The organism is Pseudomonas fluorescens (assembly GCF_002837185.1).
GTDB lineage: Bacteria > Pseudomonadota > Gammaproteobacteria > Pseudomonadales > Pseudomonadaceae > Aquipseudomonas > Aquipseudomonas fluorescens_AM.
In genome coordinates this window covers 96,095-111,666 of the sequence record NZ_KZ477996.1, presented here as the reverse complement: position 1 = coordinate 111,666, position 15,572 = coordinate 96,095, and the positions used below count along the sequence as shown (strand labels likewise).

Below are 15,572 nucleotides of genomic sequence, written 5' to 3'. Positions count from 1 at the left end.
CACTTAGCAGAGAGGCCAGGGAATGCCTGATCTACCCGCTTCACATCGCCTGCGCATCGGCCGATTGAGCGAACCGAATCGCATCTACTTGATCACCACCAATACCCATGAACGCATTCGCCTGTTCAGTGACTTTCATCTGGGGCGCCTGGTGGTCCGGCAATTTCGGGCCGCTCAGCACCAAGGGCTGGCGAACTCCCTGGCATGGGTGATCATGCCCGACCATTTCCACTGGATCATCGAGTTGAAAAAAGGCTCACTGGCAGACCTGATGTGCCAGGTAAAATCCAGAAGCACACGAACCGTCAACGGCGCCACCGGACGCAAGGGCCGGCTATGGCAGGAAAGCTTCCACGACCGCGCGCTGCGCAAAGAAGATGACCTGGTGAAAATGGCCCGGTATGTGGTGGCCAATCCATTGCGCGCAGGGTTGGTCGAGCGGATTGGCGATTACCCCTTGTGGGATGCCATATGGATCTGACGTCAAACACAGTTCAAATGTGGGAGGGGGCTTGCTCCCGATGGCGGTGTATCAGTCACCAGCTTTATTGACTGACCCACCGCCATCGGGGGCAAGCCCCCTCCCACATTTTTTACCACATTTCAGGCGGCGAGCTTGCCGCTGGCAATGGCTGCTGAAGCCGCCACCATGGCACGCAACAACACCGCACACCCCGCCGCCAGGTCATCCGGCGCAGCATTCTCGATTTCGTTATGGCTGATGCCACCCTCGCACGGCACAAAAATCATTCCCGCAGGGCCCAGCTCGGCGACGAAAATCGCGTCGTGCCCGGCCCCGCTGACAATGTCCATGTGCGACAACCCCAGGCCATTGGCCGCGTTGCGCACGGCGTCCACGCAGCCTTGGTCGAAGTACAGCGGCGGAAAGTCGGCGGTGGGTTGCAGTTCAAAGCTCAAGCCATGTTTGTCGCAGGTTGCATCGATCACCTTGCGCACCTGGGCAATCATCGAATCCAGGCGTGCCGGCTCCAAGTGACGAAAATCCAGAGTCATGCGCACCTCGCCGGGAATCACATTGCGCGAACCGGGATACGCCTGCAGGCAACCCACGGTCCCGCAGGCATGCGGCTGGTGCTCCAATGCTGCGGCGTTGACGGCGGCCACCACCGCTGCCGCGCCTACCAGAGCATCCTTGCGCAGGTGCATCGGCGTCGGTCCCGCGTGTGCTTCAACGCCCCGCAACTTCAGGTCGAACCACTTCTGCCCGAGGGCTCCGAGTACCACGCCGATGGTTTTTTTCTCATCCTCAAGAATCGGTCCTTGTTCGATATGCGCCTCGAAATAAGCACCAACTGTGTGCCCGCTCTCAGCACGCGTCCCCGCATAGCCGATGGCGTTCAGCGCTTCGCCAACCGAGACGCCATCCACATCCACCTTGGCCAGCGTATCGGCCAGGCTGAACTTCTCGGCGAACACCCCGGAGCCCATCATGCACGGTGGAAAGCGCGAGCCTTCTTCGTTGGTCCACACCACCACCTCCAGCGGCGCTTCGGTTTCGAGCTTGAGGTCGTTGAGGGTACGCAGCACTTCCACACCGGCCAACACACCGAAGCAACCGTCAAACTTGCCGCCGGTGGGCTGGGTGTCGATATGGCTGCCGGTCATCACCGGCGGCAGGTCGGGGTTGCGCCCCGGGCGCCGGGCGAAAATATTGCCGATGCCGTCGACGGTCACGGTACAGCCGGCTTCCTCGCACCACTGCACAAACAGGTCGCGGGCCTTGCGGTCGAGGTCAGTGAGCGCCAGGCGGCACACCCCGCCCTTGGGGGTGGCGCCGAGCTTGGCCAGGTCCATCAGCGACTGCCACAAACGGTCGCGGTTGATGTGCTGATGGGTCGATTGCAGAACGTCGAGGGCAGCGTTCATGGGGGGATCTCCTCAGGCTACAGGTTCTTATGAATTGACACGATTCCAACAGTCAAAAAAGTGGCCAGATGTGGGAGGGAGCTTGCCCCCTCCCACATTGTTGACCGTGTTCACAAAGATGATTTGGCTGCGACCGGGGTGATCGCGCGCCTGGCGTTCAACGCGTAATACAACACCCCGCCCAACGCCGAACCGGTAAACCAGCCATAGCTGTAGAACCAGCTGAATGCATCACTGCCCAGGGACAGCAAGGTCAGCACCACCGGCACACCGAACGCGATAAACCCGCTCCAGTTCCAGGCCGGATACACGTCATCGCGGTAGAGTCCGGCCAGGTCAAGCTGCTGTCTGCGGGTGATGAAGTAGTCCACCACCATGATCCCGGCGATCGGCCCCAGCAGGCTGGAGTAACCGAGCAACCAGTTGGAATACACCGTCTCCAGGCTGACATCGGAAACGATCAGTCCGAGTTTTTTCAGTAGCTCATGGGCCATCAGCACCAACCCCACCAGACCGGTCAGAATCACCGCCGTGGTGCGGTTGATCAGCTTGGGCGCGATGTTCTGAAAGTCGTTGGTTGGCGAAACGATGTTCGCCGCCGTGTTGGTCGACAAGGTGGCGATGATGATCAGCGCCATGGCGATGGCGACCCACACCGGGCTCTGGATATGCCCGATCAGGGTGACCGGGTCGGACACGCTGACCCCCACCAGCTTTACCGAGGCAGCGGTCATGATCACGCCCAGGGCGGCGAACAGGAACATGGTCAGCGGCAGGCCGAAAATCTGCCCGAGGATCTGATCCTTCTGACTTTTGGCGTAGCGGCTGAAGTCAGGGATATTCAGCGACAACGTGGCCCAGAAACCCACCATTGCGGTGAGGCCTGCCATGAAGTAACCGGTGAGGCTCGCACCTTCGGGACGCTTGGGCGGGATCGCCATCAGTTCGCTGATCGATACATTCGGCATCGCCCACACCAGCAAGCCAATACCCACGGCGACCAGCAACGGCGCCGACAGGGTTTCCAGGCGCTTGATCGACTCGGCGCCACGCAACACCACCCACAAATTCAGGCACCAGAACATCATGAAACCGATCACCTCGCCGGTGCCGCCGAGGGACTTCCAGCCCTCGAAAATCGAGCCGAGAAATAGATGGATCGCCAGCCCGCCGAACATCGTCTGGATGCCAAACCAGCCGCACGCCACCAGCGCGCGGATCAGGCACGGCACATTGGAACCCAGGATGCCGAACGATGAGCGCAACAGTACCGGAAAGGGAATGCCGTACTTCGTACCAGGAAATGCGTTAAGCGTCAGGGGGATGAGAACCACCATATTGGCCAGCAAAATCGCCATCAGCGCTTCGCCCACCGACAACCCGAAGTACGCAGTGAGCACGCCGCCCAGGGTGTAGGTGGGCACACAGATCGACATACCGACCCACAGCGCCGTGATATGCCACGTGTTCCAGGTGCGTTCGTGCACCTTGGTCGGTGCCATGTCGTGGTTGTAGCGAGGGCTGTCGAGGACGTCGGGGCCAGCGTCGAGTTCGTACAGGCCGTTGCGTTCAATGACTTGCGATCTGTTCTGTTGCATGGCCGCTCCACGGTTTTTTTAAAATTATTGTTGCTCACCTGCACGGTTGAGGCAGGTGGCCGGAGTACCTCGTAGACAACATGACATCTCAGGCCCGGCCAGCCGTCACTGCACTCAATTACCGTGCCGACAACCGCGTCGCAACCCACACTGCCTATATAACTGGCTGATGTTTATCAGCTTTATCCAATTGCCCGAGGGTGTCTTAACAACGTGCCGTGCGACTCAGGCGCGCTAGCACCAAAGTTATCCGAACCTTCAGGACTCAATCTGGTGCACCACAATTATTTTTATTTCCCGGCCTCGTCAAGCGCCGTCTCTCAAGCGGCTGATTTGCAATAAGAAATGTTGCTCAAATGAGCAACCTGTCAAGTGCGTCAAAAGGGTATGCCGCTGCTTCATTTTGGTGAGTTAATATTTTTATTCTTAAAAATCATTAGGTTAAGACAACAAAAAGGCTAATAAAAATATTCTTGCCCAATCGAAAAACTCGGGCTAGTTTCTATTCCTGTCACCGATGACAGGAATTAACCCGCCATCGGCGAGCGGTATTACAACACTTAGAACTGGCACAAGCCGGTCAAGCCTGTGAGGAACTCGACATGTCGCTGTTGATCCGTGGCGCCACCGTTATTACCCATGATGAAAGTTACCGCGCCGATGTATTTTGCGCAGGCGGTCTGATACGTGCGATCGGCACGGACCTGGATATTCCCGCCGGCACTGAAACACTCGATGGCAGCGGTCGATACTTGATGCCCGGCGGCATCGATCCCCATACCCATATGCAACTGCCGTTCATGGGCACGGTGGCCAGTGAAGACTTTTTCAGTGGTACGGCGGCGGGCCTGGCGGGCGGTACCACCTCGATCATCGACTTCGTGATACCCAACCCGCAGCAGTCCTTGATGGAGGCGTTCCACCAATGGCGCGGCTGGGCCGGGAAGTCGGCGTCCGACTACGGCTTTCATGTGGCGATCACCTGGTGGAGCGAGCAGGTACGCGAGGAAATGGCCGAACTGGTCAGCCACCACGGCATCAACAGCTTCAAGCATTTCATGGCCTACAAGAACGCGATCATGGCCGCGGATGACACCCTGGTGGCCAGTTTCGAGCGCTGCCTCGAATTGGGCGCGGTACCCACGGTCCATGCGGAAAATGGCGAGCTGGTCTACCACCTGCAACGCAAATTGATGGCCCAGGGCATCACCGGGCCGGAAGCGCATCCGCTGTCGCGCCCTTCCCAGGTGGAAGGCGAAGCGGCCAGCCGGGCGATCCGCATCGCCGAGACCCTCGGCACGCCGTTGTACCTGGTGCACGTCTCCACCCAGGAAGCACTGGACGAAATCACCTATGCGCGGGGCAAGGGCCAGGCGGTCTACGGCGAAGTGCTCGCCGGCCATTTGTTGCTGGACGACAGCGTCTATCAACACCCGGACTGGCAGACTGCCGCGGGCTACGTGATGAGCCCGCCGTTCCGTCCGCGCGGGCATCAGGAGGCACTCTGGCGCGGTTTGCAATCGGGCAACCTGCACACCACCGCCACCGACCACTGCTGCTTCTGCGCCGAGCAGAAGGCTGTCGGGCGTGACGACTTCAGCAAGATCCCCAACGGCACCGCCGGCATCGAAGACCGCATGGCGCTGCTGTGGCACGAAGGCGTCAACACCGGGCGCCTGTCGATGCAGGAATTCGTTGCGCTGACCTCCACCAACACCGCGAAGATCTTCAACCTCTACCCGCGTAAAGGCGCGATTCGCGTGGGCGCCGATGCCGACCTGGTGCTGTGGGACCCGCACGGTACGCGCACCATTTCCGCCAAGACCCATCATCAGCAAGTCGACTTCAACATCTTCGAAGGCAAGACCGTGCGCGGCGTGCCGAGCCACACCATCAGCCAGGGCAAGCTGGTCTGGGCCGATGGCGACCTGCGCGCCGAGCGGGGTGCCGGGCGGTATGTGGAACGGCCGGCGTACCCGTCGGTGTTTGAACAGTTGAGCAAGCGGGCGGAGCATTCCAGGCCTGTGGCTGTGAAACGCTGAGACCGCTATCGGGGGCAAGCCCCCTCCCACACTTGGAATGCATTTCAATGTGGGAGGGGCGGTGCGACGATTCGACTTGCCCCCGATGAGGCCAGTGAAGGCAACAAAAATGCCCACTTAGAGGCAAACCAAAAACCGTGAGGCCACTACCGTGATCCAGACCCTGACCCACCTCCCCCACCCCCGCGAAGACGGGGCCACCCTCGCCAACCATTTCAGCGATCTGGCGCCGCCCCTCAACGCCCGCCAGGCCCGACTGGAAGCCTCGCGCTGCCTGTATTGCTACGACGCGCCCTGCGTGAACGCGTGCCCCAGCGACATTGATATCCCATCGTTCATCCGCCATATCCACACCGAGAACGTGCAAGGCGCCGCGCAGAAAATCCTCTCGGCCAACATCCTTGGCGGCAGTTGCGCGCGCGTCTGCCCCACGGAGATCCTCTGCCAGCAAGCCTGCGTGCGCAATAACGCCGAAGAATGCGCCCCGGTGCTGATCGGCCTGCTGCAACGCTACGCGGTAGACAACGCCCATTTCAGCGAACACCCTTTCCAACGCGCCGCGCCCACCGGTAAACGCATCGCCGTAGTCGGCGCAGGGCCCGCCGGTCTGGCCTGCGCCCACCGCGCCGCCTTGCATGGCCATGACGTGGTGATCTTCGAAGCCCGGGAAAAAGCCGGCGGTCTGAATGAGTATGGAATCGCCAAGTACAAGCTGGTGGACGACTTCGCTCAGAAGGAATTGGATTTTCTCCTGCAAATCGGCGGCATCGAGCTCCGTCACGGCCAGCGCCTGGGTGACAACCTCACCCTGAGCGAGCTGCACACGCAATTCGATTCGGTGTTCCTCGGCCTCGGCCTGGCGGCCAGCAAACACCTCGGCCTGCCCCACGAGGACGCCCCCGGCCTGCTCGCCGCCACCGACTACATCCGCGAACTGCGCCAAGCCGATGACCTCACCCAATTGCCGTTGGCCGACCGCTGCATCGTGCTCGGCGCCGGCAACACCGCCATCGACATGGCCGTGCAAATGGCGCGCCTCGGTGCCCGCGACGTCAACCTCGTGTACCGCCGTGGTGTGGCCGACATGGGCGCGACCCAGCATGAACAGGACATCGCCAAGGCCAATCAGGTACGCCTGTTGACCTGGGCCCAGCCCGAAGAAGTCTTGCTTGACGACAAGGGCTGTGTACGCGGCATGCGCTTTGCCCGCACACACCTGGAAAACGGTCGCCTGCAGCCCACCGGCGAAACCTTCGAGCTGGCCGCCGACGCCATCTTCAAGGCCATCGGCCAGGGTTTTGACAATGCAGCGCTGCACGACCCACTGGCCCAGCAGCTGCACCGCGTGGGCGAACGCATCTTTGTCGACGAACACCTGCGCACCAGCATTCCCGGGGTCTATGCCGGCGGTGATTGCGTCAGCCTCGGCCAGGACCTCACCGTGCAGGCGGTGCAACACGGCAAGCTGGCCGCCGAGGCCATGCATGCCCAACTCATGCTCAATGTGGAGGCCGCGTAATGGCCGATCTGTCGATTGTGTTCGCCGGTATCAAAGCCCCCAACCCGTTCTGGCTGGCCTCCGCTCCCCCCACCGACAAAGCCTACAACGTGGTGCGCGCGTTCGAGGCCGGCTGGGGCGGCGTGGTGTGGAAAACCCTGGGTGAAGACCCGGCGGCAGTCAATGTGTCGTCGCGCTACTCGGCCCACTTCGGGGCGAATCGCGAAGTGCTGGGTATCAACAATATCGAGCTGATCACCGACCGCTCCCTTGAGATCAACCTGCGCGAAATCACCCAGGTGAAAAAGGACTGGCCGGACCGCGCACTGATCGTGTCGCTGATGGTGCCTTGTGTCGAGGAGTCCTGGAAAACCATCCTGCCGCTGGTAGAAGCCACCGGCTGCGACGGCATCGAGCTGAATTTCGGCTGCCCCCATGGCATGCCCGAACGCGGCATGGGCGCGGCGGTCGGCCAGGTGCCGGAGTATGTGGAACAGGTGACGCGCTGGTGCAAGACCTATTGCTCACTGCCGGTGATCGTCAAGCTCACGCCCAACATCACCGACATCCGCGTGGCCGCGCGCGCGGCGTATCGTGGCGGCGCCGATGCAGTGTCGCTGATCAACACCCTCAACTCCATCACCAGCGTCGACCTGGAACGCATGGTCGCCCTGCCCGTGGTCGGCACACAAAGTACCCATGGCGGCTACTGCGGCTCGGCGGTCAAACCGATTGCCTTGAACATGGTCGCCGAAATCGCCCGTGACCCGCAGACCCAGGGCCTGCCGATCTGCGGTATCGGCGGCATCGGCAACTGGCGTGACGCCGCCGAATTCGTCGCCTTGGGCTGCGGCGCGGTGCAGGTGTGCACGGCGGCGATGCTGCATGGGTTTCGCATCGTTGAAGAAATGAAGGATGGCTTGTCGCGGTGGATGGACAGTCGGGGTTACGCCAGCTTGCAGGCGTTTTCCGGGCGCGCGGTGGGCAACACCACCGATTGGAAATACCTGGATATCAACTACCAGGTGATTGCGAAGATTGACCAGCACGCCTGCATTGGCTGCGGGCGTTGCCACATCGCCTGCGAGGACACCTCGCACCAGGCCATCGCCAGTTTGAAACAGGCCGATGGCACGCATAAATATGAGGTGATCGATGACGAGTGTGTGGGCTGCAATCTGTGCCAGATCACCTGCCCGGTGGCCGACTGCATCGAGATGGTGCCGATCGACACGGGCAAGCCGTTTTTGAACTGGACCCAGGACCCGCGCAATCCTTATCGGGAGGCGGTGTAGGCCTTCGGACCGCTATCGGGGGCAAGCCCCCCTCCCACATTTTGATTTGGAATACATTCAAGTGTGGGAGGGGGCTTGCCCCCGATGAGGCCCTCAGCCTCCCTCCAAGACTCAAGGCTCTAACCCGATCCCGCGCAATATTACCCCGGTCACCGTCTGAATCGCCCGCTCAAACTGCATATCCGACAACGGCTGGTGATCATTCAAGATATTCACCTGGTGATCGAAGTCCGCATAGTGCTGGGTCGACGCCCAGATCATATACAGCAGGCTCGACGGCTCCAGCGGCAGGATGCGTTTGTCCTGCACCCACTGGCGAATTTTCGCTTCCTTCATCTTGGCCCAGTCGTACAGGCTTTCATCCAGCGCCTCACCGAGGGTTGGCGCGCCGTGGATGATTTCGTTGGCCCAGACTTTCGAGCCATACGGCCGTGTGCGCGAGCGCTGCATCTTGGCGCGAATGTAACTGCTGAGCACCACGCGCGGGTCATCGAAGGTTTCGAAACTCAGGGCGTCCTGTTTCCACACCTCCAGCAGGTCGAACAGCACCGCGCTGTACAGCTCGCTCTTGGTGGTGAAGTAGTAATGCAGATTCGAGCGCGGCAGTTGCGCCTCTTTGGCGATGTCGGCCATGGCGGTGCTGCCATAGCCTTTTTCAGCGAAGACCTTCTCCGCCGCCAGCAGGATTTTCTCGACGTTGATCCGTCGGATGCCGATCTTGTGATTGCCCATAAGGGCTCCCTGACAACAACACGACCTAGAGACTACCATCGGCTCTAGATCGGGGCGACACGCCGAACCGAAACTTCGTACACTGGCGCCTTCTATCCTCTGATTGGTATTGAACAATGTTGATCAAGAATTCCCTGACAACCCTCGCCCTGCTCGCCTCACTGCTGGGCGCGTCCGCGGCATTTGCCCATGCGCACCTTGAAAGCGCCACGCCAGCCAAAGACAGCAGTGTGGCTGCGCCAAAAGATATGCGCCTGACGTTCAGCGAAGGCGTCGAAGCAACCTTCACCAAGGTGTCCCTGAGCAAGGACGGCACGGAAATCGCGATCAAGGGCCTGGAAACCCCGGACACCGACAAGAAAACCCTGGTGGTCACCCCTGCCGCACCGCTGGCGGCCGGCACCTACAAAGTCGAATGGCACGCGGTGTCCGTCGATACCCACAAAAGCGAAGGCGAATACAGCTTCAAGGTTGGCCAATAAGCCATGGCAACCCTGCTGGTGCTGTGCCGCTTCCTGCATTTCATCGTCGTGCTGCTGATGTTCGGGACCTGTGTGTTCAGGCCCCTGCTGCTCGGCGCGGCCGTGCTCCCGGCACTTGACCGGCAATTGTTGCGCATCACCCGTGGCCTGGCCTGGGTGGGGCTAGGTTCCGGGATCGCGTGGCTGTTGTTGATCACCGCCAGCATGGCCGGCGGTTGGGACGCGGCGCTGCAACCGGCGACCGTCCAGCGGGTGTTGGGCAAGACCTTCTTCGGCCAGGTGTGGACCTGGCACCTGCTGCTGAACCTGCTGCTGGTGATCGCGCTGATCAAGCCCTGGCCGGCGCTGCGCCTGCCGCTGACAGTGCTGATGCTGGTGACCCTGGCACCAGTGGGCCATGGCGCCATGCTCAATGGGCTGAGTGGGCAATTATTGATCCTTAATCAGGTGGTGCATCTAGTGTGCGTAGGCGCCTGGCTGGGTGGTTTGCTGTTGTTGGTGCTGACCCTCGGGCGTACGCAGGACTACCGGCTGGAGCCTGTGCTGCGGCGCTTCAGCAGCGTCGGTTATGGCTTGGTCGCCGGCTTGCTGGTAACCGGCTTGATCAACGTGCGCGTGCTCACCGGGCAGTTGTGGCCCACGCCGTTGTTCAGTGGTTTTGCCCTGATCCTGTTGATCAAGGTGATGCTGGTGCTGGGCATGTTGGCGCTGGCGCTGCTGAATCGGCTGCGCCTCGAGAGCTGCGAACAACGGCTGGGAAGCTTGAAGGCCAGCGTGATGGTGGAATGGCTGCTGGGAGTCTGCGCAGTAGCCGCCGTTTCACTTCTTGGCACCCTGCCTCCGATGGTCCTGGCGGGATAAGAAAACCAAGTCGAACTCGGTCAACGGTGGGAGGGGGCTTGCCCCCGATAGCGTCGTATCAGTTGACATTAATGTGACTGACACACTGCGATCGGGGGCAAGCCCCCTCCCACCGTTGACCCTGCCCACTTTTTATTCAGGCACGGCACGTCATCGTATAACTTCTGCTTGACACACCCCGAAAACCCCGCAAATATCGCGTCCAATGTTGTACGACAACGTATGACAAATAATAAAAACAACAAAAGAAAGGGAGCCTCACTGTGAGTCAATTCGCCCGCAATTCCTCCTGTCGCCTCGGTCTCGCCAGCCTCGCGTTCACCCTGCCCCTCACCGCCCACGCCGAAGGGTTTGTCGAAGACGCCAAAGCCACGCTCAACCTGCGCAATGCCTACTTCAACCGCAACTTCACTAACCCCACCAATCCCCAGGGCAAGGCCGAAGAATGGACGCAGAACTTCATTCTGGATGCCAAGTCCGGCTACACCCGTGGCACCCTGGGTTTGGGCATTGACGTGCTGGGCCTGTACTCGCAAAAGCTCGATGGCGGCAAAGGCACCGCCGGCACCCAACTGCTGCCGGTGCACGATGATGGCCGCCCGGCCGATAACTTCGGACGCCTGGGCGTGGCGCTGAAAACCAAGTTATCGAAGACTGAACTGAAGGTTGGCGAATGGATGCCGGTGCTGCCGATCCTGCGCTCCGATGACGGCCGCTCCCTGCCCCAGACCTTCCGCGGCGGCCAGGTGACATCCAACGAGATTGCCGGCCTGACCCTCTACGGTGGCCAGTTCCGCGGCAACAGCCCGCGCAACGACGCGAGCATGGAAGACATGTTCATGAACGGCAGAGCCGCGTTCACGTCCGACCGCTTCAACTTCGGCGGCGGCGAATACACGTTCAACGACAAGCGCACCCAGGTCGGCCTGTGGTACGCCGAACTGACCGATATCTACCAGCAACAGTACCTCAACCTTACCCACAGCCAGCCGGTGGGCGACTGGACCCTGGGCGCCAACCTCGGTTTCTTCAATGGCAAGGAAGATGGCAGCGCGCTGGCCGGCGACCTCGATAACAAGACCGCCTTCGCCCTGCTTTCGGCCAGATACGGCGCCAACACCTTCTATGTCGGCCTGCAAAAACTCACCGGCGACAGTGCGTGGATGCGCATCAACGGCACCAGCGGCGGCACCCTGGCCAACGACAGCTATAACGCCAGCTATGACAACGCACGGGAGAAATCCTGGCAACTGCGCCACGACTTCAATTTTGTGGTGCTCGGCATTCCCGGACTGACCATGATGAACCGCTACATCAGCGGCAGTAACGTACACACCGGGGCGATCACCGACGGCAAGGAATGGGGCCGCGAGTCCGAGTTGGCCTACACCGTGCAGAGCGGTGCGTTGAAGAATCTGAACGTGCGCTGGAGGAACTCGACCATGCGTCGGGATTTCAGCAACAACGAATTCGATGAGAACCGGATCTTTGTGAGCTATCCGATATCACTGCTGTAAGGCAGCAGGCCGTCTGTCAGCCACCGCAAAAAACTGTGCTGTAGGAGCGAGCTTGCTCGCGAAAAATGTCAACGATAACGCGTGCTTCCTGAATGAACGCGGTGCCTGTGAATTTTTCGCGAGCAAGCTCGCTCCTACGAAAGCCAGCGGTGGCTCAGTGAAAGATGTATTGGCAGACAGTCCCTCATCGGGGGCAAGTCGAATCGTCGCACCGACCCTCCCACATTTGCTCTCACTGGCTGGAAGGGCGTTGACAACACGGGGAATCCCTAACACTATTTCGGCATAGTCATACGACAACCTACAACAAAAATTGGAATGCCCATGACCACCACCAGCCCTGCTCCCTTCAACCGCATCCTGCTCACTGGCGCCGCCGGTGGCCTGGGTAAAGTCTTGCGCGAACGCATGCGCCCCTACGCCAACGTTCTGCGCCTGTCAGACATCGCCGATATGGCCCCCGCCGCCGCCCATGAAGAAGTGCAACCCTGCGATCTTTCCGACAAACAAGCGGTGCACCATCTGGTGGAAGGCGTCGATGCGATCCTGCATTTTGGCGGCGTGTCGGTGGAGCGTCCCTTTGAAGAGGTGCTCGGCGCCAATATCAGTGGCGTCTTCCACATCTACGAAGCCGCGCGGCGTCATGGGGTCAAGCGTGTGATCTTCGCCAGCTCCAACCATGTGATCGGCTTCTACAAGCAGGGCGAACAACTCGATGCCCATTCACCGCGCCGCCCGGACAGCTACTACGGCCTGTCCAAGTCCTACGGCGAAGACATGGCGAGTTTCTACTTTGATCGCTACGGCATCCAGACCGTGAGCATTCGTATCGGCTCGTCGTTCCCGCAGCCGCAGAACCGCCGGATGATGCACACCTGGTTGAGCTTCGACGACCTGACCCAACTGCTCGAACGCGCGCTGTACACGCCAAATGTCGGGCACACCGTGGTCTACGGCATGTCGGACAACCTCGACACCTGGTGGGACAACCGCTACGCCGCGCACCTGGGCTTCGCCCCCAAGGACAGCTCCGAAGTGTTCCGCGCCCAGGTCGAGGCCCAGCCGCCGGTGGCTGACAATGACCCGGCCAGAATCTATCAGGGCGGCGCGTTCTGCGCGGCAGGCCCGTTTGGTGACTGAGTTCACGGCAACCCAAGGGAATGAGTGGCTATGAGTGCAGAATTGATTGTCGACGCCCGCAACGCCGTGGGCGAATGCCCGGTGTGGGTACCCGAGGAAAATGCCCTGTACTGGGTGGATATCCCCAACGGTCGGCTGCAGCGCTGGAACGCCGCCACGGGCCAGGTTGCAACGTGGCAAGCCCCGCAGGTGCTCGCCTGTATTGCCCGTACTGATTCAGGCAACTGGGTCGCCGGCATGGAGTGCGGATTTTTCCAGCTGACCCCGCACAGCGATGGCAGCCTCGACACCCTATGCCTGGCCGAGGTCGAGCACCCACGCGCGGGCATGCGCCTCAACGACGGCCGCTGTGATCGCCAGGGTCGCTTCTGGGCCGGCAGCATGGTGATGGACATGGGCTTGAACGCCGCCGAGGGCACCCTTTATCGCTACGCCTCAGGCAGCGCGCCCCATGCACAATTGGGCGGCTTCACCACCCTCAACGGCCTGGCCTTCAGCCCCGATGGTCGCACGATGTACGCCTCGGACTCACACCCCCTTGTGCAGCAGATCTGGGCCTTCGACTACGACATTGACACCGGCACGCCGTCCAACCGCCGCGTATTTGTCGACATGCATCGACACCTCGGTCGGCCCGACGGTGCAGCGGTGGACGCGGACGGCTGCTACTGGATCTGCGCCAACGATGCCGGTTTGGTGCACCGCTTCACCCCGGACGGTCGCCTCGACCAGTCGCATCACGTACCGGTAAAAAAACCCACCATGTGCGCCTTCGGCGGCAGTCGCCTGGACACCCTGTACGTCACCTCGATCCGTGACGACCCGAGTGAGCAGTCACTGTCCGGCGGCGTGTTCGCCCTCAACCCCGGCGTCCAGGGACTGCCCGAACCGCGCTTTATCCTCTAGCTGCATCGCTGTGCCTTGAATACAACAATAACAAGACAGGAATGACTTCCCATGGACTTCAAACGCACCTTGCTCGCCGCCACACTCGTCGCCCTCAGCAGCGCTGCCCACGCGCTGGAAATCAAATTTGCCGACATCCACCCCGCCGGCTACCCCACGGTCGTCGCCGAAGAAAACATGGGCAAAGCCCTGACCAAAGAAAGTAACGGCGAACTGACCTTCAAGTACTTCCCGGGCGGCGTGCTGGGCTCTGAAAAGGAAGTGGTCGAACAGGCCCAGGTCGGCGCCGTGCAGATGACTCGCGTCAGCCTCGGCATCGTCGGCCCGGTGGTGCCCGACGTCAACGTGTTCAACCTGCCCTTCGTGTTCCGTGACCAGGCGCACATGCGCAAGGTCATCGATGGCGAAATTGGCGACGAGATCCTTGCCAAGATCACCAATTCCGAGTTCGGCCTGGTGGCCCTGGCCTGGATGGACGGCGGCACGCGCAACCTCTACACCAAGAAACCGGTGCGCAAGCTCGAAGACCTCAAGGGCATGAAGATTCGCGTACAGGGCAACCCGCTGTTCATCGATGCGTTCAACGCGATGGGCGCCAACGGCATCGCCATGGACACCGGCGAGATTTTCAGCGCCTTGCAGACCGGTGTGATCGACGGCGCGGAAAACAACCCGCCGACGCTGCTCGAGCACAACCACTACCAGAACGCCAAGTACTACACCCTCACCGAGCACCTGATCCTGCCCGAACCCATCGTGATGTCGAAAATCACCTGGAACAAGCTCACCCCCGCGCAACAGGACATGGTCAAGAAGGCCGCCAAGGCCGCCCAGGCCGACGAGCGCGTGTTGTGGGACGCCAAGTCCGCCAGCAGTGAAGAGAAACTCAAGAAGGCCGGGGTCGAGTTCATCACTGTCGACAAAAAACCCTTCTATGACGCCACCGCGCAGGTTCGCGCCAAGTACGGCGCGCCTTACGCCGACATCATCAAGCGTATCGACGCCGTTCAGTAACGCCCTCCTCCCAGACAAGGCCCGGCGCGGTCCGCTGCTTCAGCGAGCCGCGCCCGGTTACGGTGAACGCCATGAAGAATCTACTGCTGCGCATCAATGACCGCATTTACATGACCTGCATCTGGGTCGCCGGTCTCTCGGTACTCGGGGTCGCACTGATCATTCCCTGGGGCATTTTCGCCCGCTACATCCTCGGCACCGGCTCAAGCTGGCCGGAGCCCACCGCCATCCTGCTGATGCTGGTGTTCACCTTCGTCGGCGCCGCCGCCAGCTACCGCGCCGGTGCACATATGTCGGTGGCCATGGTCACCGACCGCCTGCCTGCCGCCCAACGCCGCCTCGTCGGCATTGTTTCGCAACTGCTGATGGGCACCATTTGTCTGTTCATGACGATCTGGGGCACCAAGCTGTGCCTGTCCACCTGGAACCAGTTCATGAGCGCCATCCCCACCCTGCGCGTCGGCATCACCTATATGCCGATCCCGATTGGCGGCTTGCTGACCCTGATCTTCGTGATGGAGAAACTGCTGCTGGGCGACCAGAGCAAGCGGCGCGTGGTGCGCTTGGACCTGGTAGAAGAAAGCGAAGGGGCCGCCTGAT

14 protein-coding genes are annotated in these 15,572 nt (G+C 60.9%); 11 read left to right on the top strand and 3 right to left on the bottom strand.

The window, feature by feature from the left end:
• The first annotated feature begins 22 nt into the window (after positions 1–22).
• Positions 23–481, top strand: coding sequence for an REP-associated tyrosine transposase (locus CIB54_RS13700; protein ID WP_101220053.1), 459 nt, complete (start codon positions 23–25; stop codon positions 479–481).
• 122 nt (positions 482–603) lie between these two features.
• Here CIB54_RS13700 and CIB54_RS13695 read toward each other — a convergent pair whose 3' ends face one another.
• Positions 604–1,887, bottom strand: a complete 1,284-nt coding sequence (locus CIB54_RS13695; protein WP_101220052.1) for a Zn-dependent hydrolase — start codon at positions 1,885–1,887, stop codon at positions 604–606.
• A 110-nt stretch (positions 1,888–1,997) separates the two neighbouring features.
• The gene (locus CIB54_RS13690; protein ID WP_065953039.1) at positions 1,998–3,485 is read right to left on the bottom strand and encodes an NCS1 family nucleobase:cation symporter-1; all 1,488 of its coding nucleotides are present in this window, start codon (positions 3,483–3,485) and stop codon (positions 1,998–2,000) included.
• Positions 3,486–4,087: 602 nt separating this feature from the next.
• On the opposite strand from CIB54_RS13690, the gene hydA reads away from it, so the two are divergent.
• The 3 genes from hydA (at position 4,088) to preA (ending at position 8,320) form a co-directional block, all read left to right on the top strand.
• Positions 4,088–5,527 carry a dihydropyrimidinase gene (gene hydA / locus CIB54_RS13685; RefSeq protein ID WP_101220051.1) on the top strand — a complete coding sequence of 480 codons (1,440 nt, stop codon included), beginning with the start codon at positions 4,088–4,090 and terminating at the stop codon, positions 5,525–5,527.
• Positions 5,528–5,678: 151 nt separating this feature from the next.
• Positions 5,679–7,046 carry an NAD(P)-dependent oxidoreductase gene (locus tag CIB54_RS13680; protein ID WP_101220050.1) on the top strand — a complete coding sequence of 456 codons (1,368 nt, stop codon included), beginning with the start codon at positions 5,679–5,681 and terminating at the stop codon, positions 7,044–7,046.
• The gene (gene preA, locus CIB54_RS13675) at positions 7,046–8,320 is read left to right on the top strand and encodes an NAD-dependent dihydropyrimidine dehydrogenase subunit PreA (protein WP_101220049.1); all 1,275 of its coding nucleotides are present in this window, start codon (positions 7,046–7,048) and stop codon (positions 8,318–8,320) included. Before CIB54_RS13680 ends, preA begins: the two co-directional genes overlap by 1 nt.
• Before the next feature lie 111 nt (positions 8,321–8,431).
• On the opposite strand, the gene CIB54_RS13670 is transcribed toward preA, so the two are convergent.
• Positions 8,432–9,052 carry a TetR/AcrR family transcriptional regulator gene (locus CIB54_RS13670; protein WP_065953035.1) on the bottom strand — a complete coding sequence of 207 codons (621 nt, stop codon included), beginning with the start codon at positions 9,050–9,052 and terminating at the stop codon, positions 8,432–8,434.
• A 116-nt stretch (positions 9,053–9,168) separates the two neighbouring features.
• Between CIB54_RS13670 and copC the strand changes: the two genes are divergently transcribed.
• From copC to CIB54_RS13630, 7 genes are all read left to right on the top strand, one after another.
• The gene (gene copC / locus CIB54_RS13665; protein WP_101220048.1) at positions 9,169–9,534 is read left to right on the top strand and encodes a copper homeostasis periplasmic binding protein CopC; all 366 of its coding nucleotides are present in this window, start codon (positions 9,169–9,171) and stop codon (positions 9,532–9,534) included.
• A gap of 3 nt (positions 9,535–9,537) precedes the next feature.
• Positions 9,538–10,395: a copper homeostasis membrane protein CopD gene (copD, locus tag CIB54_RS13660; protein WP_065953033.1), complete on the top strand. Its 858-nt coding sequence runs from the start codon at positions 9,538–9,540 to the stop codon at positions 10,393–10,395.
• 263 nt (positions 10,396–10,658) lie between these two features.
• A complete protein-coding gene (locus CIB54_RS13655) occupies positions 10,659–11,912 on the top strand; it encodes an OprD family porin (protein WP_101220047.1) in 1,254 nt (417 codons plus the stop codon).
• A gap of 324 nt (positions 11,913–12,236) precedes the next feature.
• Positions 12,237–13,052, top strand: a complete 816-nt coding sequence (locus CIB54_RS13645) for an NAD-dependent epimerase/dehydratase family protein (protein WP_065953031.1) — start codon at positions 12,237–12,239, stop codon at positions 13,050–13,052.
• 30 nt (positions 13,053–13,082) lie between these two features.
• Positions 13,083–13,958, top strand: a complete 876-nt coding sequence (locus CIB54_RS13640; RefSeq protein WP_101220045.1) for an SMP-30/gluconolactonase/LRE family protein — start codon at positions 13,083–13,085, stop codon at positions 13,956–13,958.
• Between the two features lie 51 nt (positions 13,959–14,009).
• Complete coding sequence (locus CIB54_RS13635) at positions 14,010–14,972, top strand: TRAP transporter substrate-binding protein (protein ID WP_101220044.1); 963 nt, start codon at positions 14,010–14,012, stop codon at positions 14,970–14,972.
• Between the two features lie 71 nt (positions 14,973–15,043).
• Positions 15,044–15,571, top strand: coding sequence for a TRAP transporter small permease (locus CIB54_RS13630; RefSeq protein ID WP_101220043.1), 528 nt, complete (start codon positions 15,044–15,046; stop codon positions 15,569–15,571).
• Position 15,572 lies beyond the last annotated feature (1 nt).

What these genes read in the sequence shown, in the direction of transcription:
- CIB54_RS13700 (WP_101220053.1), top strand. Translation starts at nt 23, where the DNA reads ATGCCTGATCTACCCGCTTCACATCGCCTGCGCATCGGCCGATTGAGC.
- CIB54_RS13695 (WP_101220052.1), bottom strand. Translation starts at nt 1,887, where the DNA reads ATGAACGCTGCCCTCGACGTTCTGCAATCGACCCATCAGCACATCAAC.
- CIB54_RS13690 (WP_065953039.1), bottom strand. Translation starts at nt 3,485, where the DNA reads ATGCAACAGAACAGATCGCAAGTCATTGAACGCAACGGCCTGTACGAA.
- hydA (WP_101220051.1), top strand. Translation starts at nt 4,088, where the DNA reads ATGTCGCTGTTGATCCGTGGCGCCACCGTTATTACCCATGATGAAAGT.
- preA (WP_101220049.1), top strand. Translation starts at nt 7,046, where the DNA reads ATGGCCGATCTGTCGATTGTGTTCGCCGGTATCAAAGCCCCCAACCCG.
- CIB54_RS13670 (WP_065953035.1), bottom strand. Translation starts at nt 9,052, where the DNA reads ATGGGCAATCACAAGATCGGCATCCGACGGATCAACGTCGAGAAAATC.
- copC (WP_101220048.1), top strand. Translation starts at nt 9,169, where the DNA reads ATGTTGATCAAGAATTCCCTGACAACCCTCGCCCTGCTCGCCTCACTG.
- copD (WP_065953033.1), top strand. Translation starts at nt 9,538, where the DNA reads ATGGCAACCCTGCTGGTGCTGTGCCGCTTCCTGCATTTCATCGTCGTG.
- CIB54_RS13645 (WP_065953031.1), top strand. Translation starts at nt 12,237, where the DNA reads ATGACCACCACCAGCCCTGCTCCCTTCAACCGCATCCTGCTCACTGGC.
- CIB54_RS13640 (WP_101220045.1), top strand. Translation starts at nt 13,083, where the DNA reads ATGAGTGCAGAATTGATTGTCGACGCCCGCAACGCCGTGGGCGAATGC.
- CIB54_RS13635 (WP_101220044.1), top strand. Translation starts at nt 14,010, where the DNA reads ATGGACTTCAAACGCACCTTGCTCGCCGCCACACTCGTCGCCCTCAGC.
- CIB54_RS13630 (WP_101220043.1), top strand. Translation starts at nt 15,044, where the DNA reads ATGAAGAATCTACTGCTGCGCATCAATGACCGCATTTACATGACCTGC.